This is a genomic window from Robinsoniella sp. RHS (assembly GCF_001029355.1).
Lineage (GTDB): Bacteria > Bacillota > Clostridia > Lachnospirales > Lachnospiraceae > Robinsoniella > Robinsoniella peoriensis.
The window spans coordinates 1-26,824 of the sequence record NZ_JNGB01000148.1; the positions used below are offsets into that span (position 1 = coordinate 1).

At 41.0% G+C, this 26,824-nt stretch carries 23 protein-coding genes; 1 reads left to right on the forward strand and 22 read right to left on the reverse strand.

Annotated elements, in window-relative coordinates; genetic code table 11:
- Positions 1 to 242 precede the first annotated feature (242 nt).
- The 10 genes from RHS_RS26470 to RHS_RS26515 form a co-directional block, all read right to left on the reverse strand.
- Positions 243 to 1,796, reverse strand: coding sequence for an ATP-binding protein (locus RHS_RS26470; RefSeq protein WP_047834856.1), 1,554 nt, complete (start codon positions 1,794 to 1,796; stop codon positions 243 to 245).
- A gap of 1 nt (position 1,797) precedes the next feature.
- On the reverse strand, positions 1,798 to 2,850 hold the full coding sequence (locus RHS_RS26475; RefSeq protein ID WP_047834857.1) for a DNA repair exonuclease: 1,053 nt from the start codon (positions 2,848 to 2,850) through the stop codon (positions 1,798 to 1,800).
- A gap of 107 nt (positions 2,851 to 2,957) precedes the next feature.
- The gene (locus tag RHS_RS26480) at positions 2,958 to 4,241 is read right to left on the reverse strand and encodes an aminotransferase class I/II-fold pyridoxal phosphate-dependent enzyme (protein ID WP_047834858.1); all 1,284 of its coding nucleotides are present in this window, start codon (positions 4,239 to 4,241) and stop codon (positions 2,958 to 2,960) included.
- Positions 4,242 to 4,398: 157 nt separating this feature from the next.
- Entirely contained in the window at positions 4,399 to 4,965 is a 567-nt protein-coding gene (locus tag RHS_RS26485; protein WP_027295981.1) for a chromate transporter, read from the reverse strand.
- Positions 4,962 to 5,528, reverse strand: coding sequence for a chromate transporter (locus tag RHS_RS26490; protein WP_044293706.1), 567 nt, complete (start codon positions 5,526 to 5,528; stop codon positions 4,962 to 4,964). The genes RHS_RS26485 and RHS_RS26490 overlap by 4 nt, the downstream gene beginning before the upstream one ends.
- Positions 5,529 to 5,642: 114 nt before the next feature.
- The gene (locus RHS_RS26495) at positions 5,643 to 6,455 is read right to left on the reverse strand and encodes an undecaprenyl phosphate translocase family protein (protein WP_047834859.1); all 813 of its coding nucleotides are present in this window, start codon (positions 6,453 to 6,455) and stop codon (positions 5,643 to 5,645) included.
- A gap of 177 nt (positions 6,456 to 6,632) precedes the next feature.
- Positions 6,633 to 7,706, reverse strand: a complete 1,074-nt coding sequence (gene ytvI / locus RHS_RS26500) for a sporulation integral membrane protein YtvI (protein WP_027295978.1) — start codon at positions 7,704 to 7,706, stop codon at positions 6,633 to 6,635.
- Positions 7,707 to 7,731: 25 nt separating this feature from the next.
- Positions 7,732 to 9,354, reverse strand: a complete 1,623-nt coding sequence (locus RHS_RS26505; protein WP_047834860.1) for a hypothetical protein — start codon at positions 9,352 to 9,354, stop codon at positions 7,732 to 7,734.
- Positions 9,347 to 10,060 (reverse strand): ATP-binding cassette domain-containing protein, encoded by a 714-nt coding sequence (locus tag RHS_RS26510; protein WP_044293702.1) that lies wholly within the window; start codon positions 10,058 to 10,060, stop codon positions 9,347 to 9,349. Before RHS_RS26510 ends, RHS_RS26505 begins: the two co-directional genes overlap by 8 nt.
- Before the next feature lie 160 nt (positions 10,061 to 10,220).
- Positions 10,221 to 10,406, reverse strand: a complete 186-nt coding sequence (locus RHS_RS26515) for a (2Fe-2S)-binding protein (protein ID WP_027295975.1) — start codon at positions 10,404 to 10,406, stop codon at positions 10,221 to 10,223.
- Positions 10,407 to 10,818: 412 nt separating this feature from the next.
- Between RHS_RS26515 and RHS_RS32065 the strand changes: the two genes are divergently transcribed.
- Positions 10,819 to 13,272: a diguanylate cyclase gene (locus RHS_RS32065; RefSeq protein ID WP_070040632.1), complete on the forward strand. Its 2,454-nt coding sequence runs from the start codon at positions 10,819 to 10,821 to the stop codon at positions 13,270 to 13,272.
- A 101-nt stretch (positions 13,273 to 13,373) separates the two neighbouring features.
- Here RHS_RS32065 and RHS_RS26530 read toward each other — a convergent pair whose 3' ends face one another.
- The 12 genes from RHS_RS26530 to RHS_RS26585 form a co-directional block, all read right to left on the reverse strand.
- Entirely contained in the window at positions 13,374 to 14,531 is a 1,158-nt protein-coding gene (locus tag RHS_RS26530) for an amidohydrolase (RefSeq protein WP_027295974.1), read from the reverse strand.
- 416 nt (positions 14,532 to 14,947) lie between these two features.
- Positions 14,948 to 15,271 carry an L-rhamnose mutarotase gene (locus RHS_RS26535; RefSeq protein WP_027295973.1) on the reverse strand — a complete coding sequence of 108 codons (324 nt, stop codon included), beginning with the start codon at positions 15,269 to 15,271 and terminating at the stop codon, positions 14,948 to 14,950.
- A 41-nt stretch (positions 15,272 to 15,312) separates the two neighbouring features.
- Complete coding sequence (locus RHS_RS26540) at positions 15,313 to 16,353, reverse strand: uroporphyrinogen decarboxylase family protein (RefSeq protein WP_044293701.1); 1,041 nt, start codon at positions 16,351 to 16,353, stop codon at positions 15,313 to 15,315.
- An 86-nt stretch (positions 16,354 to 16,439) separates the two neighbouring features.
- Positions 16,440 to 17,396: an ABC transporter permease gene (locus RHS_RS26545; RefSeq protein ID WP_052430703.1), complete on the reverse strand. Its 957-nt coding sequence runs from the start codon at positions 17,394 to 17,396 to the stop codon at positions 16,440 to 16,442.
- Positions 17,397 to 17,420: 24 nt separating this feature from the next.
- The gene (locus RHS_RS26550; RefSeq protein WP_083267297.1) at positions 17,421 to 18,932 is read right to left on the reverse strand and encodes a sugar ABC transporter ATP-binding protein; all 1,512 of its coding nucleotides are present in this window, start codon (positions 18,930 to 18,932) and stop codon (positions 17,421 to 17,423) included.
- A 172-nt stretch (positions 18,933 to 19,104) separates the two neighbouring features.
- Entirely contained in the window at positions 19,105 to 20,184 is a 1,080-nt protein-coding gene (locus RHS_RS26555) for a substrate-binding domain-containing protein (protein ID WP_047834861.1), read from the reverse strand.
- A 128-nt stretch (positions 20,185 to 20,312) separates the two neighbouring features.
- Entirely contained in the window at positions 20,313 to 21,392 is a 1,080-nt protein-coding gene (locus tag RHS_RS26560) for a sugar ABC transporter substrate-binding protein (RefSeq protein WP_044293698.1), read from the reverse strand.
- Positions 21,393 to 21,407: 15 nt separating this feature from the next.
- Complete coding sequence (locus tag RHS_RS26565) at positions 21,408 to 23,207, reverse strand: sensor histidine kinase (RefSeq protein ID WP_141728546.1); 1,800 nt, start codon at positions 23,205 to 23,207, stop codon at positions 21,408 to 21,410.
- 71 nt (positions 23,208 to 23,278) lie between these two features.
- Positions 23,279 to 24,874: a response regulator gene (locus RHS_RS26570; protein ID WP_027295966.1), complete on the reverse strand. Its 1,596-nt coding sequence runs from the start codon at positions 24,872 to 24,874 to the stop codon at positions 23,279 to 23,281.
- Positions 24,875 to 24,895: 21 nt separating this feature from the next.
- On the reverse strand, positions 24,896 to 25,576 hold the full coding sequence (locus tag RHS_RS26575; protein WP_047834862.1) for a hypothetical protein: 681 nt from the start codon (positions 25,574 to 25,576) through the stop codon (positions 24,896 to 24,898).
- A gap of 152 nt (positions 25,577 to 25,728) precedes the next feature.
- A complete protein-coding gene (locus RHS_RS26580) occupies positions 25,729 to 25,902 on the reverse strand; it encodes a DUF4250 domain-containing protein (RefSeq protein WP_047834863.1) in 174 nt (57 codons plus the stop codon).
- Positions 25,903 to 25,911: 9 nt separating this feature from the next.
- Positions 25,912 to 26,824: AAA family ATPase (locus RHS_RS26585; RefSeq protein WP_395023578.1), on the reverse strand; the 913-nt coding region annotated here is incomplete at its 5' end.

Sequence of the window (26,824 nt, forward strand, 5' to 3'; positions counted from 1 at the left end):
CGGAGTGTTTTTTGGCGGATAGTATTCGACTGGCTCCCATCGGATACTAAGCGGGTACTGAACCGAGAAATGCATCAGGATTTCTCGGTGAATGCCCGCGTGCCGCCAAAAAGCGCTTCGGAAAGGTTAGAAAATACCAGTTCTGCGGCCAGCTGACGGAGTCCATACAAGTTTCCCACTCCCATCTTTCCGTTGCACTATCTCCATCTACAAAGCGTCCCCTTCCTCAGCGAAACCCAAATTTATTTTTGAACAAAGCATTCTTCTCTTCTTATCTCTTCCAGAATTGCTCCCTCTCTTTTATGGCAGGTAAATAACAATACCTGGCTATCACTCTTATAAAGCCATTTAAGGGTTCTTTTCAGCCGCTGTTCATCGTACATTACAAATGCATCATCAAATATCAGCGGCATTTTCTCGCCGCTTAGAAAAAGCTGAGCTGCAGCCATTCTAAGAGCAAAGTAAATCTGATCCATCGTTCCCCTGCTGACCTGTTCCAGATACAATAGTTTTTGAGGCGTATTAATTCGTACCTGCATATTAGCATCCAGATAGATGCTGGTGTAATTTCCTCCGGTTACCTCTTTTAAGATATCTGAAGCCGTATGGTTCAGCTTTCTTGCCGATTCCTTATATATCTCTCTGGAAATGTCCTGTATGGTTGATATGGCAATCTCCAGAGCCTCTATATCGTTTTGGATCCGATTGCTGTCTGCTTTCTCTGCCAGAATGTCCGCCTGGTTTTCTTTGAGATTTTCAAGCAAGACCCGCTTTTCATGCAATTCTTCCTGTATCCTTTCCAGATTCCAAACCATTTTCTGAGAGGCTTTGGACGCTCCGCTGCCGGACTGGCGGCTTTCCTGCTCCCTGTTTCTGGTATAACGATTTGTATACCAGCAATAAGCAAATAACAATACAGCGGCGATTCCCAATGCCATTTTCAGCCATAACGGTTTAAGCAGAATCCCCATCAGCACTGCAATACCTGCCGCAGTGAACAAGCAGATCTGCCGGATTTTCAGCATTTTGATTTCTTCCCTGTTTCTGGCCTCCATGCGGGCTCTTTTTTCCTGTTCCGCGAGCCCTTCTCTTGCCTCCATGCTTCGTAATTCCTGAAGTTTTATAGTACCGTCTTCCTGCTGTTTTTGCAGCCCACGGATCTCCTGTTCTACATAATCCAGTTTAATCTGCACCTGTTCCAGACGTTCACTGCGAACTTCATCCTGCTGCTTCTTTTTTACTGCGCATTCCCGCTGCTTATCTTTTAATGTTTCAATTGCTTTGACAACATTAATTTCATCATCTCCTGCGCTTTCAAAATTTGCCATATAATTTCGAAGCTCTGCCGCCAGCCCCTCATCCGTTTTACTGGAATTCTGACGAATAAATATGGTATTTCGAAATGCAGTTTCATTCAGCCCTTCCATCAGCATTTGAAGGTCTCCATGTATAATATCCAGCTCTTCCCCGTCGGACTCACAGATCAGCAGAGCCTTTTTTTCTAATTTATTAAAATTTCTTTCTATACGGAAGATCTTTCCACCGCTTTCAAACCGCATTGCACCGGCAAAATACCCCGGATTATCCCACGGCTGGCGTATGGTGTATTCATCATTCCTGGCAGCTCTCCCACGCATTTTATCAATGCCAAACAGCATTCCCCTGATAAATGCATGGATCGTGCTTTTTCCCATTTCATTTTCCCCGTAGATGATATTAATCCCCTCATGGAAAGTAATTATCTGATCCCTGAACTTTCCAAAATTTCTGATCTGCAATTCCAGAATCCGCATCATCTCACCTCGTTGTCTCTAACATCGCCTGTATTCCATAGTAAAGAGCCTTGCTTTGTACTTCATCCATAGAATCTGTATTCAGGCGCTGAATATATCGTCCTACTACACTATCAGCGTATTTCTTCCCTAATTTCGCAAAGTCGTATGCCGGTTTTGACATATCGGCGACTTCCACTATATTTCCCAGTTTTTCATAACTTTTCAGCTCATACTGAATGTCCGGATCCCGATATCCGGTAATGATTATTTTATAAATATTGTGCCCGCCCAATTTTTTCATATATGCATGAATTTTTTCCTGCAGGGAATAATCCGTCTGCGTTTCATCTGTCTCTACCTTAAAATGAATATATTCCCTGACCGCACTTGGTATAAATCTGGCTGTAAGTGTACGTTTCCTGTATTCGCCGATCATATACCCGTGGGGCCCCGTATCATTTTTATCCAGAGGTTCCAAAGCTCCTGAGTATGCCATTCTATTTGCTTCCAGTATCTGCGGCTTATGTATATGTCCCAGGGCTACGTAATCAAATCCGGCCTGGCACAACTGCCTTTTATTAATTGGGATATGCTTTTCATCCCCGCCATGTGCCAGCAGAATCGTACACACTCCGTCATCCTCCGGTACCAGTTCATCATATAAAGCATTTGTAATTTCTCTGGTATGATAACTCAGGCCATAGACAGTGGTATTCAGATCTGGAAAATGAATCCTCTGACAATCCTGGTTTTCCAGACAAATGACGTTTTCATTCCACTTAAAACCATGGTAAAACGAATCAGGCTTCAAATAGTCATGATTTCCAATAATAAATACAACTCTTGTCTCGGTAAGGGTGGAGAAAAGATAGTTAACCTCCTTTAATTCTTTTAATAAAGGCTGTCTGTGAAAAAGGTCTCCTGCAATCAGAAGCAGGTCCGCCTGCTCTGCTTTTGCTATTCTGATAATATTACGGAAGCTGTCCCAGATCTCAGTCTTACGTTCTTCACTCCATGGATATCCCACATCCGGAACAGCACCCAGATGCACATCTGCGATATGGATAAATTTCATCCAAATTCCTCCTTTCCTATATGGAAAAGACCCTGTTGCTCCATACAGGGTCTTTTCCAATTTATTGCCGTACCAGAGCCTGTCAGACAGCGTTTTTCTTACACGCTCTAAGCCAGTGCAAGTGCCTGTTCCAAATCAGCAATGATGTCCTGGACATTCTCGATGCCCACTGAGAAACGGATCATTCCCGGTGATACACCGGCATCTTTTAACTGCTGGTCATTCATCTGTCTGTGGGTATGACTTGCAGGATGAAGAACACTGGTTCTGGCATCTGCCACGTGGGTTACGATTGCAGCCAGCTTTAAACCATCCATAAATCTTACCGCTGCCTCTCTGCCGCCTTCCAGTTCAAAAGAGATAACGCCACAGGTTCCATTTGGCATATATTTTTTTGCAACATCATAATACTTGTCGCCGGGTAGTCCTGCATAATTTACATGAGATACTTTCTCATGGGCATTCAGATACTCTGCAACTTTCTGTGCATTATAACAATGTCTCTCCACACGAAGAGGCAGGGTCTCTAAACCAACGTTTAACAGGAAACTGTTCATTGGTGCCGGAATGGATCCCAGATCCCGCATTACCTGTGATGTTGCCTTCATTATGTATGCACCTTTTCCAAATTTCTGTGCATAGATCACGCCGTGATAAGATTCATCCGGTGTTGTGAGACCATGATATTTGTCGCCATATGCATTCCAGTCAAAATTACCGCTGTCAACAATGGCTCCGCCTACCTGCATTGCATGTCCATCCATATACTTTGTTGTAGAATGGGTAATGATATCTGCTCCCCATTCAAAAGGACGGCAGTTAACCGGTGTAGCAAATGTATTATCTACAATCAAAGGAACCTGATGTTCGTGTGCAAGTTTTGCAAATTTCTCAATATCCAGTACAACAAGTGCAGGATTAGCAATCGTTTCAGCAAATACAACTTTTGTATTCGGCTGAAATGCCTTACAAAGTTCTTCATAAGAGGAATCCGGATCTACAAAGGTGCACTCAATCCCCAGCTTTTTCATTGTTACGCCAAAGAGATTATAAGTTCCGCCGTAAATTGTGGAGGATGCAACAATATGATCTCCCGCTTCACAAACATTAAAAACTGCATAAAAATTTGCTGCTTGTCCGGAAGATGTCAGCATAGCGGCTGCGCCGCCTTCCAGATCACAAATCTTAGAAGCCACGGTATCATTGGTAGGATTTTGTAATCTGGTATAAAAATATCCCTCTTCTTCCAGTGCAAATAATCTGCCCATTTCTTCTGTTGAATCATACTTAAAAGTAGTACTCTGAACAATAGGAAGCACCCTCGGCTCCCCTTTTTTTGGTTTCCATCCAGACTGGATGCATTTAGTCTCAATTCTATAATCGCTGTTCATTCCAGGCTCTCCTATCTCTAATATAGTCGTATTATCTGTATTTTGTATAGTATAGCATATCTGGTTGAAAATAGAAATCCTGATTTTATAAAATTGGGGGTGCTGAGGATGACCTTTTGCAGATAAAGCATGTGAACGGAACCATCCTCTTGCTCACCTAGCCCCATATATAATACATCACAACCTGCGCAGCCCCAGCCAAAAGCATTACACTGACGGGATTCATCTTAAACTTCCGCAAAAGGATTACTGCAGCGGTGAAAATCACTACCGCCTGTACTTTTAGATCGGAGAAATGAACAGAGAAACCGGCATCTCCCCAGAAAGACAAAACCAGTATAGCAAACCCTGCCGATGCAATCATGGCAACAACAGCCGGTCTTAAACTCCCTAAAATGCCCTGAAGAACTGCCATTTCACGATATTTAAAATAAACATATGCCAAGAGGGATACAATAATACAAGATGGCAGAATACAACCGATTGTAGCTACCACTGCCCCCTGGATACCTCCAATCTGCAAGCCCACGAAAGTCGCAGAATTGATTGCAATCGGTCCGGGCGTCATCTGGGATATGGTAATTAAATCTGTAAATTCTTTTACCGTAAGCCAATTGTGAATATCTACAACCTGATTTTGAATTAAGGGCATTGCCGCATAACCGCCCCCTATACTGAACATTCCAATTTGCACAAAGCTTAGAAATAGCTGTAAGTAGATCATTTGACCGCTCCCTTCTTTATGTTATACACCGCTCTGATTACACCAATTACTCCACAGATCAGAATAATCAGAATCACATTGATATTTAACAGATAGGATGCGGCAAAGGCAGCTACCATGATGAATATAGAGAGTACATTTTTTTCTTTTACAAGGTTTCCACCCATTTCAATTACCACATCAGCAATTACCGCAGCAACACCTGCCTGCATTCCGGTCAGAACCAGGTTCACAATTAAATTATCCCGAAAGGCTTCATAGAATATGGAAATCACAGATAATATCGCAAAGGGCGGGAGCACAGTACCAATGATCGATACGGCTGCTCCCGCTGCTCCCGCTACCCGGTATCCTACAATAATAGCTCCATTTACTGCAATTGCTCCCGGCGCCGACTGGGCTATTGCAGTTAAATCCAGCATCTCCTGCTCATTAATCCAATGATAACCGTCCACAAATTTCTTTTTCATTAATGTGACAATTACATATCCCCCTCCAAATGTAAATGCACTCAGATAAAGCATAGACAAAAACAATTTTAACAAAATTTTCTTTTTCCCCATTTGTAAAATATCCTCCTTTTCATCATTGTTACTATAACGTAATTTACCATAATAGTAAAATAACGATATCTGATGAAAAGTATATGATTTTATAATACATTTCTACGGGAACCTTCAGGACCGCTCTATACTGTACAAAAGCTGTATCATACCAAATCCGGCAATAAATGCCGCAATACAAAAAATAAATTCTATTCCCTGGGGCACTCCCGGAAATACTTCTGCCACAGATCCTGCCACGAAGCCCAGAATAATCAGATAAGTTGCCTGAGTATGGTTTTTCATGGCATTTTCCAGCAATTTCGTAGTAAGTATAATTCCCAGAATAATACCGCTTCCAAGAGGAATTAAAAAAGCAAGATTAAAATCTCCAATAGCCATCATTGTTTTATCATAGATTCCCATCAGCAGAAGCAGATAGGATACGCTGATTCCAGGGAGGACTAATGCCACCGCTGCCACAATACCCGCTGCTGCCAGCAGCAGAAACCCCGGTATCCCCTCTCCGGTTCCCATTTGAAAGAAATCAGCTGGAAGAAGTTCAAACAACAGCACTGCAGCCAGACCAGCTGCGGGATATAAAAATACCTTCCAGGATATACTGCGTACCTCTGCTTTTTGGTATATCATAGGCACACCGCCTGCAACTACTCCGATAAAAAAATACAATAACAGCATGGGATAAGATTCGATCAGATGAAGTAATGGCTTGGCAAGCAGGATCATTCCCACTCCCGCACCAAGAGAAAAGGTTACAAGAAAAATCAGACTGTTTTTTATATCTTTAAAAAATGAACTGACAGATTCAATTAATTTATCATAAATCCCCAGGATCATGGCCATAGAACCACCGCTCACTCCCGGTACAAGCATGGTGCCTCCTACACAGAGACCTTTCAGGGCTGTCGTTAACATTATCTTTGACATAGCTTACTCCTACACATCTTTCTTTTTACTTATAATTTATTCGAAAAACGTGAATATATACATATGCCCGACAGCTCTATTGTTAAAACACGCTCTGGAGCGGCGGGCATTCACTGTGAAAGCCTGATGCATTTCCCAGTACAGTACCCGCTTAGAAACTGTGCTCTTTAGATATCGTTATTTAAAAATATGAATCGTTCCTTTATCATTCAGATTCTTTAAGAGGGAAAGCGTTATTGGCAATCCAAATAACCCAAATACTCCTAAGATCTGTGCCCCGACAAACATAGACATCAAAGTCACCAGTGGATGGAGCCCTACCTGGCTTCCTACAATCTTCGGTTCCAGAATGTTACGGATTACTGTAACTACCAGATACACGCACAGCAGCCCAATCGCCATTGTGTAATCTCCCTGTATTGCCGTCAGTACTGTCCAGGGAATCATAATTCCGCCGGTCCCCAGTACCGGAAGAATATCAAAGATCGATATTAAAAACGCAATGAGAATCGCATTGTCTATCCGCAGTATTGTAAGTCCAATGGAAAGTTCAATAAAAGTAATACACATAATCAGCGCATAAGAACGAATGCATTTAAACAGGGTATTTATAACATAATCCTTTACCTCTAATGCCAGTTTTCTTGGTTTCTCTTTTAATTGTCTTAACAGAAATCCCATAACCTTATCATAGTCAATGGTCAGAAAGAAGGTGGAAATTACAGTAAATAGTACACGTATTAAAAAACCCGGAAGCGTCGATGCATAGTTGGAAATTGCTCCGATTACTTTCATAGACAGACTTGAAATACTCTCTCCAAGTGACTTCACCAGATTCCCGGTAACTTCTTCCAGTGTGGAAATCATGGTTGGATCCAGCCTGGAAAGGGATTTCTCCAGGGAATCAATCAGATCCATTAAAGAAGGTTCAATGTCCCTGGCATAAATCTGCGGAATGTAAAAAAATAACTGCTGGATCGATGTAAACAGCCGTACTCCCAGAAGCGTAAACAGAACACCAATTACTGCATAAAACAATATAACAAGCAGAATTGCCGCTAATGTTTTATTAACCCTGCACTTCCGGTTAAGGAAATTTATTGGTTTTTTAAGTATAAATGCAAATACGAATGCCATTAGAAAGGGGGCTATATAAGACAAACCATACTTAAGCGCAACAACTACAATTGCCCCGATGATGAAACAATATATAAAATTAACAATAAATCTTTTTCTTTTTTCTATATCCATAGATTATAGATCCTTCCTCAGCTGCTTATTTTATCCGAAAATACCTGGGAGCCAGCCGGTAAACCAAAACAAGAGCCACAGCTATATAGCATATGGTAAATGCCAATACTGCCATTGTGAAACCTGTTCCGCCCGCCTCTATTTTAAGGCACATAAAACATATAAAATACATTACATTGTTAATTACCGTAAAAAATGGATTTTTAATATCCAGCCCCGTAGAATAAGGCTGAAATACATAGTACAGGAATAAATGATGTACTGTAAATAAAACTGCCAGAAGCATGATCGATACGGAAAAGGCCAGCAGATCTAGCGAAAATATACTTGTTCCACACAAAATACAAAAAATAACTGCCACTGCACTTAATGCCACGCCTACAATGAGATTATACAGCGATATCCGAATCAGACGTATCTTAAAATTCTGTAGAATCGTTCCCGGCTTCCGGTAATATCCATAACGGAGCAGACTGATATCACAATTATAAAACATTGCTCTGCAGGATTTATCCCCAACTGACATACAATACATGATAAAAACAAAGCTGGGAAGTAAAACACCCAGATTCTCACTTAATTTGACAGCAGTGTTTTTATCACTTATATATAGGAAGATTCCCCCGACAAGTATAATGGCTGTTATAGCAAGCCTGAAATATATTGGTTTCACTAACTGCCTGCGATGTCTTGCAAAGAAAATTGCATTCATATATGCATATCCTTTAAGCCTCTGGAATTTAGCTACCTCTTCCCGGCTGGTTTTCAGATCTTTTTCTTTCATTTCTACTTCGGCAAATGAAGACTGCTTTGCCTGTTTCATGGCATTCGAAAACAAATACTTCAGTTCTATCGATCGTTTCAGCTTCTCTGCGTAGGCTTTATACCCCCACATAATATAATAAAAACTGACTGCGCCAAGGATAACAGCGATCAGCACGCTGACCGGATGGATGATAACCGGAGCCACTGTATGAGGCATGTTCAGGAAAAACGGAAGGTACGCTGCCGTCAGGGATAAAATAATAACGCCCCAGGCAAATCCCATATTTCTGGATAGTACAAAACCTTTTTTATCGTAGAGATATACCTGTAAAGCTTCCCCCATCATGCGGAAAGATACAAGCAGCAGCCACAGCCCCACCCCCTGAAGTATACTGCCACCTGCCATGCGGGCTGCTAAAATCAAAAATGGAAGGTAATACACGAAAAAGGGAACATATTTTGAAAGTAATGTAGCCTGCACATACCTTCCTGCATCCATCTGCATGTATTTTATACAAGTGATTTTCTGTCTTGTAACCGAAAAAACCTGGCTGTCCTGTAACGATCCCAGAATACAATTTGTAAAGAACAAAATATGCACCATCCACAGGAACCGCTCTGCCGGAGTCAATATCTGATTCTTCCCCATAAAAAGGAATGGTAATCCAATCATTACCGCTAAATAAAGACCCTTACCAACAAATTCCACAACCTGCATCAGGACTGCAATGATTACTGTCAGCACTTTTTTAGCAGAATCCATACCATAGGCATTGTCTGGAATCATCTTTCCGATTACCCAGAGCCGCTTCAAATAATATAGAAAAACATTTACCTGCATCACCGTTTTCAAATGAAAAATGGTCTTGAATGTCTTAATCATGATCCTCCTCATCCTTTAATAACTCTATGATCCGGGTTTCAAAATCTTTACTTTTCAGCATCTCATGATCCAGCTGCTGCAATTTTCCTTCGCTCAGGACTACAAGTTCATCGCAAAGATCAGTTGCCAGCTGCAGTATATGAGTAGAAAAAATAATGATGTGATCCTTCTTAATCTCACGCAGCAATTTCTTAATCTCAAGTGCCACCACTACATCAAAAGAGGTCAGCGGCTCATCCAGAAGAATTACAGGCGGCCTTGCGATAATAAAACACAGCATTTGTAATTTATTCTTCATCCCATGAGAATATCCTTTAATCAGCCTGTTTCTGTCTTCCGGATCTATTTTCACCATATCAAAATATGTATCAATCGTCATTTCGGGATCTGCTCTGTCCTGGTTAATCTCAATATAAAATTTCAGAAATTCATATCCGGTGAGAAAATCCGGCAAAACCGGTGTGGAAAATACATAACCGATATGATCTTCGGCTAATGATTCCAGCTGTCCGTCCTCCCTGTATATATTTGCTGTGCCGCTATCCGGTGAAATTTCATCGCTCAAACAGTTAAACAACGTTGTTTTTCCCGCTCCATTTCTTCCAAGCAATCCATAAATTTTCCCTTTTTCAAACCGAAAAGTACATCCTTTCAGAACCTCTTTTTCTCCAAACGATTTCCTGATCTGCTCTAACTGAAGTTCCATGCGCCCTCCTTTTCCTATCCCTCTTAGTTACTTAAATTTGGTCAAATGATAGCATGAATTAGCATTTGCTTCAACAAAATTTCCTATGTTTATAGTTTTTTAATAACTACCACAAAAAAACCGGGTGCTGCAGTTACCTGCCCACCCGGTTATCTAGTTTTTAATTGGATTGCTCTAATAATTCATCCGCAACATTTCTGGCATAATCTTCACATGCGCCGCAGCATAGGGAAACATTCGTTTCATCCTGAATTTCTTCAAAACTCGTTGCGTTTTTCGCAACTGCTTCCTCCATCTCCCCTACGGTTACGTTATAACAATTACATACTACTTTATCTTTTTTCATGAGAATATCTCCTTTATTAACTTATTAATATCAATAACTATTATCGATATATTTAATATAATATATTTTTTTTAAAATGTCCAGAGATTTCATCTATTCTTTCTAGCAAATTCTGGACTTGAGAAATTTATTTATATCTTCCAAGCTAATATCATGAATCGATCTAACCGGCTGTGGTATTGTATGCTCCACATTCGAATGATAGGCTGCCCGTTCCATCTGCCTGTGCGCATATGCATATCTGCAGATTTGCCCATAATCTACATACACCAGATAAGGGGAAAATTGAGATATTTCGCCATCTTTCTTCTGAATATACTTTTTTAATATGTTCTTTTATGATAAAATAAGAAATAACATTTTTGTTAAAATTTTACAATTAAGCATTCTATATACAAGGCAGGTAAAAGTCATGAAAAGAAATAAAATACTAATAGTTGATGATATGGAAATAAACCGCGCCATTTTGTGTGAGCTCTTCCACAAAGATTATGACGTAATGGAGGCAGAAAACGGACTGACTGCGCTGAATCTGCTCCATCAGCATCAGGACAGTATTGCTATCATTCTGCTTGACATCATCATGCCTGTCATGGATGGATTTCAGGTAATGGAACATCTGCAGTCTGAAGGAATTATGAAGAAAATCCCGGTTATCCTGATCACTGCTGATACTTACCAGGAAAATGAAATAAAGGCACTGAACCTTGGTGCTTCTGATATAATATTAAAACCGTTTAATGCACATATTGTTAAAAAGCGCGTTGAAAACAGTATTGAACTATACCGGCACAAAAATCATCTGGAAGATCTTGTGGAGCATCAGACAAAAAAACTAACGGAAACCAATGATTTTATAATCGATGCCCTGAGTACTGTAATTGAATACCGCAGCATGGAATCCGGCCATCATATCCGGCGTATCCGGGTGTTAACCAAAACTCTGGCTGCCTGTGTACAGCGTATGTTCCCGGAATATATGCTGACTCCCAGGCTGATTGATACCATAGCCAGCGCTTCCGCCATGCATGACATCGGTAAAATTGCTATTCCTGATTCTATTCTTTTAAAGCCGGGCAGGCTGACTCCGGAAGAATTTGAAATCATGAAAACCCACACTACGAAAGGCTGTGAAATTCTTCAGACCTTTCAGCGAATGGATGATAAAGTTTATTTGCATTACTGCTATGATATCTGCCGCTACCACCATGAACGCTGGGACGGAAAAGGCTACCCCGATGGACTCAAAGGTGATGAAATCCCAGTCTGCGCCCAGATTGTATCCATAGCAGATGTATACGATGCACTGACCAGTGACCGCGTATACAAGCCTGCTTTTTCCCATGAGGAAGCTGTTCAAATGATATTACACGGTGAATGCGGCATCTTTTCTGCTCAGCTGATTAATTGTTTTGAACAGGTATCCGTCATTTTCAAAGAAATTAGCACCACTTACAAGGACGGCACCATACAGGATAATATTTCGGTATCTTTTCTTCCTGACATGGCTGATCTTCCCGGTACCGATATAAAAGATCCTATTATGATTGCCAAAGAATTACAGGAAGCTTCTACTGCATTGCAAAAAGAAACCCTGGAACGGGACGCCTTAATTAATGCTATCCCCGGAGGTGTGGCAAAAGTCGCTGTAGATGATGATTTTCGTATTCTGCTTGCTTCCGAAGGATTTTATAAATTGACCGGTTATACCAGAAACGAATACCACTCTGCACCGATTGAAGGAAAAGGAATCCGCCTGATTCTGGAGGAAGATATCCCGGATCTTACATTCTCCATTAAAAAGCAAATGAATGAGGGCTCCCCCATTTCTGTTCAATACCGGATTCGAAAAAAAGATGGAGGCATTGCCTGGATTGATGTCCATGGCTCTGCAGTTGAAATAGAAGACGGTTATGCTATCGTGCAGGCTGTTTTTATAGATCAGACTCTTTCAAAAAAAACGGAAAATATGCTTTTAATGAACGAAGAGCGATATCGTATCATCGTAGAACAGGCACAGGATATTATTTTTGAATGGGATATGGTGAACAGTTCCATGTATCACTCACCGGCATTTGAGAAAAAATTCAAATACGACCTTCCAATCCACAATTTCTGGAATACCATATGTACAACGGATATTGTATATGAAGACGATAAAAAACCATTTCAGGATTTTAGAGAAATACTGGCAAGCGGACAGGCTCATGCTGAACTGGAAATCCGGATAAAGATAAATTCAGGTGAATATATCTGGTGCAGGATCAAAGCTAACGTTATTTACGACCAGAACCACCATCCCATTCGAACCATTGCAACCATATCTGACGTAGATGATTATAAAAAGGAAAATGCACTGTTGGAAAATATGGCGCAAAAAGATTTGCTGACGGGCATCTACAATAAACTTACCACAGAAAAATTAATACAGGATTATCTGGCCTCAGACGGAAAGGGCTCATATCATGCTTTGTTTATTATAGATATCGACAATTTTAAAACTGTCAATGATACTTTCGGACATACCGTAGGAGATACTGTTCTTCAAATGATCAGTTCATGCCTCAGAACAAATTTCCGGACGGAAGATATTATAGGACGTGCAGGAGGCGATGAGTTTGTAGTATTCTTAAAAAATGTGCATTCTGCCTCCTTAATCTATGAAAAGGCGGAATTGCTTCAAAATGCCCTGCAGAATTTTTCCTTTTCCGCTAAAAACACCTTTCCAATTTCTATCAGCATTGGAATATCACTTTATCCACAAGACGGGTGCAAATATTCAGAGTTATTCACAACGGCGGATAAAGCACTGTATCGTTCCAAACGAAATGGAAAGAATTGTTATACTTTTTATAATGAAACATAAATATTTCCATAAGCTCAGACCTGTTATGGGATTAACTAAAAAGAGGCTGTCGGTTAATAATCTATTTAACCGGCAGTCCCTTCTCTCTTCTGAAGAACATTCTATATATCCCCGTTTTTATAAACAATCTTACCATCAATAATCGTGTACAGCGTCTGCGTAAATATTTCCAGCGGATTCCCCGAAAAAATAACAATATCTGCATCCTTCCCCGGCTTCAGACTGCCTACCCGGTCTCCTGCTCCACAGATTCTTGCCGGGTTAATCGTAATCGCCTTTAGTCCTTCTTCCATCGGCAGTCCCTGCTTGACCGAAAGCCCTGCACATAAGGGGAGGTAACGGATCATAGAAACCGGATGATCTGTTGTAATTGCAATCTGAACGCCTCTCTCCTGCAGGATTTTATCTGTTTTAAAGCTTAAATTTTCTATTTCTATTTTTGATTTGGACGTCAGATCGGGACCTACGATACAGGGATATCCGGATTCAACTATTTTTTCAGTTATCAGATGTCCTTCTGTACAATGATCCAGGGTTAAATCCAATTCATATTCTTTTGCAATACGAATTGCGGTCAGGATATCATCCGCCCTGTGCACATGTGCTTTTAACGGAATTTCTTTTCGAAAAACTGGCACCCAGGCTTCCATTTGGAAATCTTCCTCCTCTAATTCTTCTGACTCTTTTTTCAGAAAATACTGCCTTGCCTTAAATAGAGTTTCTCTCAAAAGAGAAGCAATCCCCATCCTGGTAGCAGGACATACATCCTTGTCCCCATAGTTTGTCTTGGGATTCTCACCAAACGCAATCTTCATTGCCGCTGGTGCCCGGATTATCATATCATCGATACAACGCCCATGTGTCTTGATAAATGCAAATTGACCACCTACTACATTGGAGCTGCCCGGTCCTGCCATAACAGACGTAATTCCTGCCATAATTGCCTCATGAAATGCCGGATCTAATGGATCAATTGCATCAATCGCACGAAGAGTAGGGGTGATGGGGTCCGTCATCTCGTTGCTGTCATCTCCAATCATCCCATGCTTTTCTTCCGTTATTCCAATATGACAATGCGATTCAATAATGCCGGGCAGTACCCAGCCGCCGCCTGCATCTATAATCTCATCCTCTCCGCAGAATGGAAATAAATCCTCCATACTTCCAACTTCCGCAATTTTACTGTCCTTTGTACGGACGTAACCATTTTCATATGTCTGCCCATCCATCGTATGGACTTTTCCTTTTATGATTAACAAATAATATCCCTCTTTCTAGTACCAATGCTTATTATGAAATAATGTACGTAATATATATTCTTTTGCTATTATTTGTCGTTATTCAAAAATTATCCATTTTTTTAGCAGGGTGCTGATTTGCACCCTGCTAAACGTTAATGTGATATAATACGATATTCACTTTTTATTTCATAGAAATCACTTAAGTATACACTCATTCCCAGCATCATCATGTGATAGCTGCTTTTTAAGTCCTTAAAAACTCTTTATCCGCAGAAGACATAGCTTTTTTACCATTGTATTGGAGCTGGTATTTACCCAGAATGTGGGGAACTGGCATGGGCTCCGTCCCCTTCTCTTTCCGTACACTACCTGCATCTACAAAGCGTCATTACTCAGCAAAACCTCAATTTAAGAAACTGTTCACTGTAGTACTATTACTCCAAATGATAAACTTCTTCCATTCCCGACCAGAATTCCTCTTCTTTCCTATCCTCAAGAGGCTGCATCAACGGCTTCACCAGATCCCACCACTTTTGCGTTGCCGGATCGGCTGCAACTTTTTCCATATCAGCATCAAAGTTTTCTCCCACATATTCATAATATGCAAACATGTAGTCCCCTCTTTGATAAATAGAATAGTTCTGAATGTTGCATGCCTTCAAAATTTCATTTACTCCCGGAAGCGGATTTGCATGATATGCTTTGTATTGTTCCAGACCCTCCGGTTTTATTTTTATCATTTCACCAATTCTTTTCATATTTGCTGTCCCTTTCCATAACGGTTAAACAAGATTACACTTTACCCGTATATTTTCTGTGCTTCATCAAACAAAGCTTTTATGTTTGCCGGAGGCACATCAGGCATGATTGCTTCGTGGCTGGGGGAAATAATCAAACCCGTTGGAAAGATGGTCCGTAATTCTTTCACTTTACTGCGTACTTCTTCCGGTGTTCCGTTTACCAACAGATCCTGAGTATCTACACCACCGCAGAAAGAGACTTTTCCGTCAAATTTTTCTTTCAGGTTTTCCGGCTGCATTCCGGCTGCAAGTGCCTGAATGGGATGTACAATATCTACACCTGCTTCAATTAAATCAGGAATTACATCAGCGATAGAACCGCAGGAATGGTAAATGACTTTTAATCCATAGCTATGTGCCTGCTCTACCAGTTTTTTACATCCGGGTATGATAAATTCTTTGACCATTGCCGGTGAAAGCATCAGTCCGCGCTGGCTTCCCATATCATTTCCGATCAGTACTGCATTTAGTTTTCCCTTTGTCGCTTCATAGAAAATTTCATTTGCTTTCAGGTAAAAATCCACGATTTTATCATTTACCGCTTCGTAAACTTCCGGATTGGCAATCATATTCATAAGTGCTGTTTCCATTCCAAAGGACGCACATGCATCCTGAAAATGAGCTGACCACATCATGCCCAGTACTACTTTTCCCTCCGGTGCAAGTTCTACTCTGCGTCTGCACTCTTCCACATCAATATATTTTGCCGGATCCGGCCACTCAAAGAAATCCAGGTCTTCCAGGTCTTCTGCATCTTTAAAACATCCGTCTGCTGTTAAGGTACGGTCTTCGGAATCTACATTTCCATCCATATACCAGTCAAACGCTGCGTAGATTGCACTTGCCGTAGGGGATTGATAAGGAACCTCCACTGCATAGAAGTCATCTCCCACCGCCAGTTTTAATTCATGCATATCTTTTACACCATAATATTCGAATAATGCCGGCTGTGCAAAAATATCCGGCATTCCAAGCCATGCCGCCGGTCTGTCTACCGGCTTTCTGTCTACCGTTGCATAAAAACGTTCTAAACTGTTCATCCTTCATTCCTCCTGAATTATACTCTCTGCGTCATAAATCGTAATTCTGCTTTAGAGCGTGTTTGATTGCTTTCTGACAGCCCTTATTATGCCTGGCTTCTTTTCTGGATGCTGTTGATAATAACTGCACCAAAGATTACAAGCCCTTTAATAACACTCTGCATATATGCATTTACACCTAATAATACCATACCATTGCTTAAGATACCAACAAATAGCAAACCTATAATGGTTCCTCCAAGCTTTCCTTCGCCGCCCATCATATTTGTTCCGCCAATGATCGCTCCTGCGATGGTATCCATTTCCCAACCGTTTGCACAAGTCGGATCTCCGGAACGGACTTTCGATGTCAACAGCACGCCTGCAACACCGCAAAGCATGGATGAAATAACGAAAACCATTGTTTTTACTTTTTCAACGTTAATACCGGAAAGTCTTGCTGACTCCTGGTTTCCGCCAATGGCATAAATAGATCTTCCAAATGCAGTATATTTCATAATGTATATAAACACTGCATAAAAGATAATCATGTAAATAACCAGATAAGGAACCGGACCAATGGAACCGGATGCAATTTTTCCAAAGGAATCCGGAAGTCCGGCTACCGGATAGCCTCCGGTAATAGTTTGTGCAAGACCTCTGAATGCCTGCATCAGTGCCAGTGTTACCAGGAATGAATGCAGTTTTAGCTTTGCGGTCACCCCACCGGAAATAAATCCTAATACCCCTGCCACCAAAACGGTAAGAATAATCGCAATGGGAATAGGTAATCCGGCATTCATCATCATTGCTGCACATACGGAAGCAAATGCTACGATGGAGCCAACACTTAAATCTATATTACCGGTTATAATAATCATGGTCATACCGATTGCTACTATAGACTGTATGGATATCTGTTTTACTATTGTCATTAAATTTGCCGTGGTTAAAAACTTGTCGCTGGCAACCGCCATAATAATACACATCAATATCAAAACAAAATACATAATATATTTCATTAAAAATGCTTTTATATCAAAACTTTTTGCTTTCGCATTCATCTTCCTATCCTCCTGAATTCTCCGTTAGACTGCTTTCTGGCTGGTGGCATAATCAAGCAGAACCTCTTGTGTCAAATCTTTATTTACTAACTCTCCTGTAACTTTCCCAGCCGCTAGTACCATAATGCGATTGGATACCTGCAGTACCTCCGGGAGATCAGAGGAAATCATGATGATTCCGATTCCCTGTTCCGCCAGTTCATTGATCAGCGCATAAATCTGGTTTTTGCTGCCAATGTCTATTCCTCGTGTGGGTTCGTCCATAATCAGAATCTTAGGCTCGGTAGCCAGCCATTTTGCAATAACAACCTTCTGCTGGTTTCCACCGCTCAAATCCATGGCTCTTTGATTTCCGTCACGGCACTTGATACTCAGGGATTTGATATATCCATTCATCAAGTCTACCTCTTTGTGTAAATCCAGCCCGATTCTCTTTTTTAATTTATCCAGTATGGTCATACCTACATTGGTATGCAGATCCATGTTCAGAATCAGTCCTTCTTCTTTTCTGTCTTCTGTAACAAATCCAATACCGGCTTTTTTAGCGTCTCCTGGAGATTTAATATGTATTTCTTTACCTTCCATGAAAATTTCACCGGAATCCTTGGGGTCTGCACCGAATAATGCTCTGACAAACTCTGTTCTCCCCGCCCCTGCAAGTCCGGCAATGCCCAGAATCTCCCCTCTGTGAAGTTTCATGTTTACATTGCTGAATTTCTTTCCGGAAGAAAAATTCCTGACTTCCAGCAAGACTTCTTTGGTTGCACAATTAGCCTGTTCCGTAACAGTCATGTTCTTGCCAACCATGTTTTCAATAATCACATTTTTCGGAGCATCCTCTATATCTAAAGTTTTAATATATTTTCCATCCCTGTATACCGATATCCTGTCACAGATAACCGGCAGTTCTTCCAGTCTGTGGGAGACGTAGATAATACTGATGCCTTTTTCCCGCAGCCCTTTTACAACCTTAAACATATTTTCAATATCATTATCCGACAAGGAGGCTGTGGGTTCATCCATAATCAGCACCTTTATCTCGTTTGAGAGTGCCTTCGCAATCTCAACCATCTGCTTTTGTGCCACACTCAATGTCCCAACTACAGCATCCGGCTTGATATTACACTCTAATAAATCTAAAATTTTCTGAGCCTCATCATTTATTTTTTTCCAATCAATTTGATTCACAGGACCGATTTTCTTTTTTATTAATTTACCCATGTAAATATTTTCCGCCACGGATACGGTATTTATCAAGCTAAATTCCTGATAAACAGCACTGATGCCTAATGCACGCGCTTCAAATGTGGATTTTACATTGATTTCACTGCCATCCAGATAAATTTTCCCTTCATCCTTTGAATAAGCGCCTGTAATAATTTTAATCAATGTGCTTTTCCCTGCCCCGTTTGCACCTACCAGAGCATGCACCTCTCCCTTTCTGAGTTCCAGACCGGCATTCTCTAAAGCGGTGATTCCGCCGAACTTTTTCGTAACGCCTTCTGCCTTTAATATAATGTCAGACACTTCCTTCACCTTCGCCTTCTTTTATTCTGCTTGTTAACCTGCTCCTCATGTTATCTCTGAAGCGAGTTTGAAAATTGCTTTCATCAAGGTGTGATTCCTCTTTGCGATACATCCATTCCACAAAGCCAGGCATTGCTGATTGATGAAATTAATTTTCAAACAGGCTCATGACGGTCTATTCTTATTTTACTAAATCCTTATGTTCATCAATATACGTCTGGATTTCATCTGCATTGTCTTTGGTATACGTTTTCAAAGGCACCAGTGTCTCTTTGTCTATAGTCTCACCCTTTGCCGCTTTTACTGCATTTTCAACCGCTTTATATCCAATATCGTAAGGCATCTGTGTTGTGATTGCCTGTAATTTCACAGCTTCACTTTGCATATCTTTTGCAAGATCAACACTCATGTCTGTTCCCATTACAACTACTTCTGCATTTCCTGCGTTCTGGAGCGCTGCCACGCATCCCAGGAGTGAAGTCTGGTTCCATGCCCAGATTAACTGCACATCCGGATTTGCGGTTAAGATCTGTTCTGTAATATCAAGACCTTCTTCCTGAAGTTCTGCATCCTGTTCTGCAACTACCTCCAGGCCTGCTGCATCTTTGATAGCATCCTTGAAACCTTTACATCGCTCAACACCAACTTCATAACTGCTGTTTCCGATGATTGCCATCTTACATCCATCCGGGAAATTTTTCTCTACATATTCCTTTACATACTCTCCTGTTTTTCCGCCCAGATCATAATTGGAAACCCCTACAAACCCTTCCGTATCTGTATTTACCGTAGTGTTCCAGTTTACTATCGGAATGGAAGCATCCTTAGCACTTTCAACCGCTGCAACTGATGCATCTACGGAAAGCGGTGAGATCACCAGTGCGTCTACCTGCTGTGCCACATAAGTTGCCACATTATCGGATTCTTTGGAAACTTCATTGTCGGAACTTACGATACTGAATTTAACGCCAAGATCTTTTGCTGCTGCTTCCTGACCTGCGATAACTTCCGCAAACCATTCACCAGATGTATTCATAATAACAGAACCAATGGTCAGATCACCGTTTGCAGCTGTTTCTCCTCCGGCTTCGCCTGCACCTTCTGTGCCAGCTGCAGTATCTCCTGCTGCTTCTGTGGATGCTGCCTGACTTGAACCGGTAGCTGCTGCCTCTGTTGTACTCTTTTCGGATGCTCCACATCCTGCCAGCATTCCTGCGACCATTGCTGCACAAATTAATCCGCTTAAAAATTTCTTCTTCATTTGATATCCTCCAATTTGTTGTTTTGCTGTTTGCTACACTCATAATATAAAACAATCCCAAGAAAAAATTAATTCAATTTTTTCATGGGATTGGTCGAAATTTTCACATATGGTTTATTTTTTTATTTCTAATTGGATGATTCCAGGTCTTCTCCATCCATAGGATCCTGATAACTTCCGATATTTTCTTTTGTGATTGTCTGGATCGGATCTTTATACCACGGCCTTAATTCTTCTCCGTTTGCTATATCAATGGCACAGTAAATACTATATGCACCTTCATATACCGGAGGCTGTGTTATTAGACCATAGATTTTTCCATCTTTCACCGCCTGCAGATATTCCTGGTCTTCCCCTACTCCAATCAGGACGACATCGGTTTTATCAATGGATTCAAGCGCCGCCCGGGCTCCTAATGCCATATTGCTGTCGTGGCAGAAGATTCCTTTTATATCAGGATTTTTTCGCATTAAATCAATAGTTACCAGCATTGCTTTCTCCCGGTTCCAGCTGCCGTTTCCAATGCCGATAATTTCAAACTGGGGGTGGGAATTCATCTGCTCCACAAATGTCTGGGTTCTGTATACCTGGGGATCGCTTCCCGGTGCTCCTTCAATAATTGCTATTTTTCCGCCATCTTCAAGAGCGGTAACCATCAGGTCTGCTGCCAGGGCTGCTTCTTCCGAGCTGCTGGCTCCAATGTAAGTACTGATATATTCCGAGGACATTGCATCCACTTTCATATTCAGATTAATTACGGGTATTTCCTCAGCTTTAGCCTTTTTGAGTGAAGTAAGCATTGATTTTGCATTTACGGGACAAAGTATAATTACGTCTACCTTCTGGTGGATAAACTCATCCATTTGTTCCGTCTGTATTTGTTCATTCCACTTTGCATACCGGATATCCAGCGAGGCACCTTTTTGATCTGCAACACGGATCATAGCCTTGCTGACTGTCTTTAAATAGGCAGAATCTTCTGATGCAAGAGTGGCTCCTATCACTATTTTTGACTTCTCAGATAACTGTTTCTCGGTGTCAGGATCAATATCCGTACCGGTACCTGCCCCCTCTGTTATGCCAAGCTTTCGTGTTTCGCTTTCCATTTGGGAGGAACTGCTTTCAATCTCCGCATTTTGATTAAAACTGCTGCATCCGGTAATTAAGAATAACAGGCAGATTACAAGGGATATGATAAGTTTTTTCATTTTCTCTGCCTCCTTTTAGCCAATGGTTTCTTCTATAACAGGCAATACCAGTTCCGCAGTTGTTCCTTCTCCAAGGACGCTGGTATAGCGCAGCCCATACTCTTTCCCAAAATAGAGCTGTATACGCTCATTTACGTTTTTTACTCCTATACCGGATCCGCTGCTGTTTTCAAATTTGGAATCTTTCGTCAGTATGGCCCGGCAGGTTTCTTCGTTCATCCCATTTCCATCGTCCTGTATGCGGATACAGAGCTTTTCTTTCTCCCGATAAGCCAGAATATCAATCCTGCCTTTTCCTCTTTTTTTCTTAATTCCATGATATATACTGTTCTCTACAATAGGCTGCACAATTAACTTAATGGTTTTGCAATACCTGACCTCATCTTTTATTTCTATATGATAGGTAAATTTATCCGTATACCGCATACTCTGGATGACCAGATAATTGCGCACATGTTCCATTTCATCTTCTATCCGGATGAATTCATTTCCTTTATTTAATGAGATGCGGAATAACTTCGCCAGCGCTTCCGTCATAGGAACTACATCCGAATTCTTTGCCTCTGCCATCCATATAATGGAATCCAGTGTATTGTAAAGAAAATGAGGATTGATCTGCGCCTGTAATGCCTGGAGTTCGTATTTGCGCTTCTCCTCCTGTTCATTTACAACCTCACCCATGAGATTTTCAATACGGTCAAGCATCTTGTTAAAGCTTTTGGATAATGCACCTGTTTCGTTGTGATTCAGAACCTCAGCCCGCTCAGTTAAATGCCCTTCATCCGCCAGATCAATATGCCCTTTTAATCGAAGAATTGGATTTACTACTCCTTTAAGAATTCTGCTGAGTGCAACGCCCAGAATCACCATAACCAGCACAATTGCGGCAATAACGATTCCAAGGGTATCGTACATGGACTCTTTCAGCTTTCCGGTTGACGTAATGGAAAGCACTTTCCAGTCCGCCTTCTCAAAAGTGGCTGCAACCACCTGATATTCTTCCTGATCTATACGGGCAATAAAGTTGTCCTTTGCCGAGCTGTTCAGCTTTTCAAGCAGCTGGGGTGTAACCTTGTCATAATTCATAGGATATACAATCTGTCCCTGATCATTTAAAATACACAGTGCTCCTTCACCATTTGCATAGAAGGATTCAAATATTTCGGCGATTTTATTCAGATTTAAATCGATCAGAATCACTCCTAAAAAACTGCCGTCTTCGTAACTGCTGATTCTCCTGCTCAAAGAAATCGTCTGTTCCGTATTGTCTTTCAGAAATTCATGCCGCATAGGCCCAGTAATTACAGAAGTATTGGGTGTCTCTATTGCTTTCTGGTACCAGGGATAAGAATCATAATCCTGTACCACAGACCAAAATTCATAAATGCTCTTATGTAACAGGAGACTCTTTTTTCCAAAAATCATAAGAGACGTCACATCGGTTCGGCTGTTCAGGGAAGAGTTAAATACCTTGGAACTCATTTCGTAATCCTGCATACTCTTGGCATTGGTCAGATTGCTGTACCCCTCGGCATTGTCTTTTTCTGCAATCAGATAATTCTGAAGATAATAGTTATAGTTAGCCTCATTTGCTATGGATGCTATTTCATCAAAATAATTTTCCAGACGTTTGTTGGCATTTTGAAGCAGCTGCCTGGAATAAGTCACATTATCCGACTCAATTTTCTTTGTAAATATAAACAAAAACATCCCTATGAAAATCAGCATAAAGAAGATCACGACTACAAAAACCTGCAGTAATGTTTTATTCTTTATCCCCATGTAATCATAGCGATGTTTTATTTTCTTAATCATTGTTGTTTTCTCCTGCAAGACACATGCCTCCTGGAATATTTGCAATTCATCTGTTAGAATTTTATCAGATTTTACCTGTGTTTACTCCGAAAATCAGAGGGCGACATACCGCAATACTTTTTAAAAGATACACTAAAATAATGTGGATTGGAAAATCCGGTCTCATAAGCAATCTCATACGTCTTTTTATCTGTATTGCGAATCAGTTCCATTGCTTTTTCCATGCGGATATTGGTAAGGTACTCCACAAAATTTATCTTTGCTTCTTTTTTGAACAGCCCGCTTAGATATCCGGTACTGACAGATACGTGTTCCGCAACAGTGCTGAGGGATAATTCCTCTTCCCCATAATGGCTGCCAATATAATCTTTGGCATTTTGGATAATCATCTGACCGCTGTTGGACTGGAGCTGCTGCAGTTCCCGGGATACTTTAATGGAAAAAGACAGCAGTTTTTTTAGAATCTCTTCGGAAGATGACATGTCCTCGAGCTCATTGTAAAGAGCAAAGCCTTCTCCCCACACATCCTTGGAGACCTGCCGTACACCGGACAATTCTTTTAAAAGGGATGTTATCATCTCTATAAATACCATTTTTATATTGGAACTGGAGAGATTTTTTGAACAAAGCAGGTCATCATAAATTCCCGCCATAGATTTCTCTATATCTTCCTTTTGTAAAAATTTAATGCTGTAGATCAAATCCTTAATTCCCTCAAAAGGATAAAAAAAAGCCTTCTCGATGTAATCAAGATCGCTGATATCATACACCTTGTTGGCGCCCAGTGAATATTTACAATCCAGTGCCGTACTGGCTTCGTGGTAAGAGTGGTACAGATCTTTTAGTTTCCTTACCTCTGACCCCAGCGCACAAGTGGTATTCACCTTCAGAACAGCAGTTACGGCCTTTTGAATAACCTGAAGCGTACTGTATGCAATAAAATGTCCGTCATCTCCAAAAGAATCCAGGTTAAATACAATGATAACCTTATTGTTATTATCATCAAAAATACAATGCTGACTGCCGATACAGTCCTGGGTAATATTCTTTTCTGTAAATACGAATAACTCAATATCGGAATTCTCTGCTTTTGTCAGATCTGCCTCAACAATTCCTACCATGTATTGCTGGGAATCAAGCGGAATCTCAAGAGACCTGATACGGTCTTCTAAATGATCCGACTGTCCATATTGGGTACAGACCATGGTATACAAAAATTTTTCCTGAAGAGCAGGCATACTTTGATGAATCTGTAATTTCATTTTTGCTATATACTGCTTTTGGGATGCCTCAATGTTCAGCTTTTTACAGATTTCTTTCATTTTTGAATAGAGCGTGGATGCCCCAACCGGCTTTAATATATAATTTTTCACTCCCAGATCTACCGATTGTTTGGCATATTCAAAATCTTCATGCCCGGTCAATACTACTACGTGTATATCGGGAAATTCTTCACTTAATGCCTTCGACAATTCCAATCCGTCCATAAAAGGCATGACAATATCCGTAAGCACCAGATGTATCTGATGCTTACGGCATATTTCAAGGGCTTCCAGGCCATCCTCCGCCTGGTAAATAGTTGTAAATCCAATAGAATCCCAGTCTATAATCGTACTTATTGCATTTCTCACCAGCGGTTCATCATCTACGATTAATAATGTATACATACTATACGCCTCAAATTCTGTTTATTTCTGCACCAAATCCTCTGCTGCCACGTCTTCTATCTGTCCGTACGGGTCTTCCACTGCTTCCGGCGCTTCTTCCGACGATCCGTCCGGATATTCCACTGCTTCCGGTGTTTCTTCCGTCGATCCGTCCTGGTCTTCCATTGCTTCCGGTGTTTCTTTCGTCGATCCGTCTGGGTCTCCCATTGCTTCCGGCACTTCTTCCGTCTGTTCGCTCAGGTCTTCTATCTCCTCCGGGGTTTCGGGTGCTTCTGTATTTTCCTGGGCTTCCACTTCATTCTGAAGATTTACACCGGTAAATTCATCACGGAATTTCTTCTTCAAACTGATACTCAGAACATAAATTACTGCCCCAACCAGTCCCACGCTGCCGGCATTGCCAATATTAAAAATAAAAAAAGCGATACCTGCATATCCTACAAGATCCGTTCCTGCATATTTATAATATGCTCTCTTCCGGTCTTCCGAAATCCCATCCAGCTCATGTAACAGCCTTGGCTCTACCACATCCAGCAGAACCCAGTAAATAACCAGAAAAATAGCAATTGCTCCATAAAATACGATCTGGGATACTTGCTTGCTAAATCCTACGTAGAGTAAAAATGCTACCATCGCAAGCAGCAGTACGATAGAAGCGATCGTAATTTTCTTCCTTATTTTTCTTCTTTCTTCTTTTTGCATGATTCTTCTCCTTTTTATAACATATAGAGAATATTATACATGATGTAGGAAGAAAAATATAGGACTTTTACAAAAAAGTCTGAGAAACAAAAAACATATATAAATCAAAAAGAAATCCGTCAGGAAAAACCGGATTTCTTTTTGATAACTTTTTAAGCAAACTGATTCAAGTCGGCATCGTAATAGTAATCGATGTTTTCTAATTTTTTGATCAGTTCTTCTTCTTTTAAGCTCAGGCTCTTACACATTTCTTCCAGAGACGGATAAAAGTCTCTTAGTTGTGTATTCACGTAGCTTAATAGTATAAATGGGTCATTTGGAATCATTTCGTACCTCTACTTGATTACTTCACCGGTCACTTTTACATGTGCAGCCAGCTGGTCATTTTCAACATCCAGCACGATAGTATCTTCTGCGCCTACGCTGCCGGAGAGAATTAACTTCGCTGCCAGTGTCTCTACGTTCTTCTGTAAGAATCGTTTTAATGGCCTTGCCCCGTAGATTGGGTCATAACCGCCTTCTATAATATATTCTTTGGCATCATCTGTCAACTCCAGGCGGATTTCCTGGTCTGCCAGACGTTTGTTCAGATCCGCCATCATAAGGGTTACAATGCTTCCAATATCAGCTTTTGTCAGGGGCTTAAACATAATGATCTCATCCAGCCGGTTTAAGAATTCCGGACGGAAGTGATTGCGCAGGTCATTCATTACCATCTCTTCGCTTTGCTCATTAACTTCGCCCTGTTCATTAATCCCTTCCAGAAGATAAGCCGAACCAATATTTGATGTCATTATTAATATGGTATTTTTGAAATCAACTGTTCTTCCCTGGGAATCGGTAATACGTCCATCATCCAGTACCTGGAGTAATACGTTGAACACATCTGGATGTGCCTTTTCAATTTCATCAAACAAGACTACCGAGTACGGTTTCCTGCGCACTGCTTCTGTCAGCTGCCCGCCCTCTTCGTATCCTACATATCCCGGAGGCGCTCCGATTAATCTGGAAACGGAGTATTTCTCCATATATTCACTCATATCGATTCGCACCATGTTCTGCTCATCGTCAAACAGGCTTGCCGCAAGGGCTTTTGCAAGTTCTGTCTTACCTACACCGGTAGGTCCCAGGAATAAGAAGGAACCAATCGGTTTTGTGGGATCCTTAATTCCTGCTTTTGAACGGATAATGGCATCGGTTACTTTGTTTACTCCGTCATCCTGTCCGATCACTCTGTGATGCAGTTCT

Coding starts and splice junctions, on each gene's coding strand:
- RHS_RS26470 (WP_047834856.1), bottom strand. CDS start 1,796: ATGATGCGGATTCTGGAATTGCAGATCAGAAATTTTGGAAAGTTCAGG.
- RHS_RS26475 (WP_047834857.1), bottom strand. CDS start 2,850: ATGAAATTTATCCATATCGCAGATGTGCATCTGGGTGCTGTTCCGGAT.
- RHS_RS26480 (WP_047834858.1), bottom strand. CDS start 4,241: ATGAACAGCGATTATAGAATTGAGACTAAATGCATCCAGTCTGGATGG.
- RHS_RS26485 (WP_027295981.1), bottom strand. CDS start 4,965: ATGATCTACTTACAGCTATTTCTAAGCTTTGTGCAAATTGGAATGTTC.
- RHS_RS26490 (WP_044293706.1), bottom strand. CDS start 5,528: ATGGGGAAAAAGAAAATTTTGTTAAAATTGTTTTTGTCTATGCTTTAT.
- RHS_RS26495 (WP_047834859.1), bottom strand. CDS start 6,455: ATGTCAAAGATAATGTTAACGACAGCCCTGAAAGGTCTCTGTGTAGGA.
- ytvI (WP_027295978.1), bottom strand. CDS start 7,706: ATGGATATAGAAAAAAGAAAAAGATTTATTGTTAATTTTATATATTGT.
- RHS_RS26505 (WP_047834860.1), bottom strand. CDS start 9,354: ATGATTAAGACATTCAAGACCATTTTTCATTTGAAAACGGTGATGCAG.
- RHS_RS26510 (WP_044293702.1), bottom strand. CDS start 10,060: ATGGAACTTCAGTTAGAGCAGATCAGGAAATCGTTTGGAGAAAAAGAG.
- RHS_RS26515 (WP_027295975.1), bottom strand. CDS start 10,406: ATGAAAAAAGATAAAGTAGTATGTAATTGTTATAACGTAACCGTAGGG.
- RHS_RS32065 (WP_070040632.1), top strand. CDS start 10,819: ATGAAAAGAAATAAAATACTAATAGTTGATGATATGGAAATAAACCGC.
- RHS_RS26535 (WP_027295973.1), bottom strand. CDS start 15,271: ATGAAAAGAATTGGTGAAATGATAAAAATAAAACCGGAGGGTCTGGAA.
- RHS_RS26540 (WP_044293701.1), bottom strand. CDS start 16,353: ATGAACAGTTTAGAACGTTTTTATGCAACGGTAGACAGAAAGCCGGTA.
- RHS_RS26545 (WP_052430703.1), bottom strand. CDS start 17,396: ATGAATGCGAAAGCAAAAAGTTTTGATATAAAAGCATTTTTAATGAAA.
- RHS_RS26555 (WP_047834861.1), bottom strand. CDS start 20,184: ATGAAGAAGAAATTTTTAAGCGGATTAATTTGTGCAGCAATGGTCGCA.
- RHS_RS26560 (WP_044293698.1), bottom strand. CDS start 21,392: ATGAAAAAACTTATCATATCCCTTGTAATCTGCCTGTTATTCTTAATT.
- RHS_RS26565 (WP_141728546.1), bottom strand. CDS start 23,207: ATGATTAAGAAAATAAAACATCGCTATGATTACATGGGGATAAAGAAT.
- RHS_RS26570 (WP_027295966.1), bottom strand. CDS start 24,874: ATGTATACATTATTAATCGTAGATGATGAACCGCTGGTGAGAAATGCA.
- RHS_RS26575 (WP_047834862.1), bottom strand. CDS start 25,576: ATGCAAAAAGAAGAAAGAAGAAAAATAAGGAAGAAAATTACGATCGCT.
- RHS_RS26580 (WP_047834863.1), bottom strand. CDS start 25,902: ATGATTCCAAATGACCCATTTATACTATTAAGCTACGTGAATACACAA.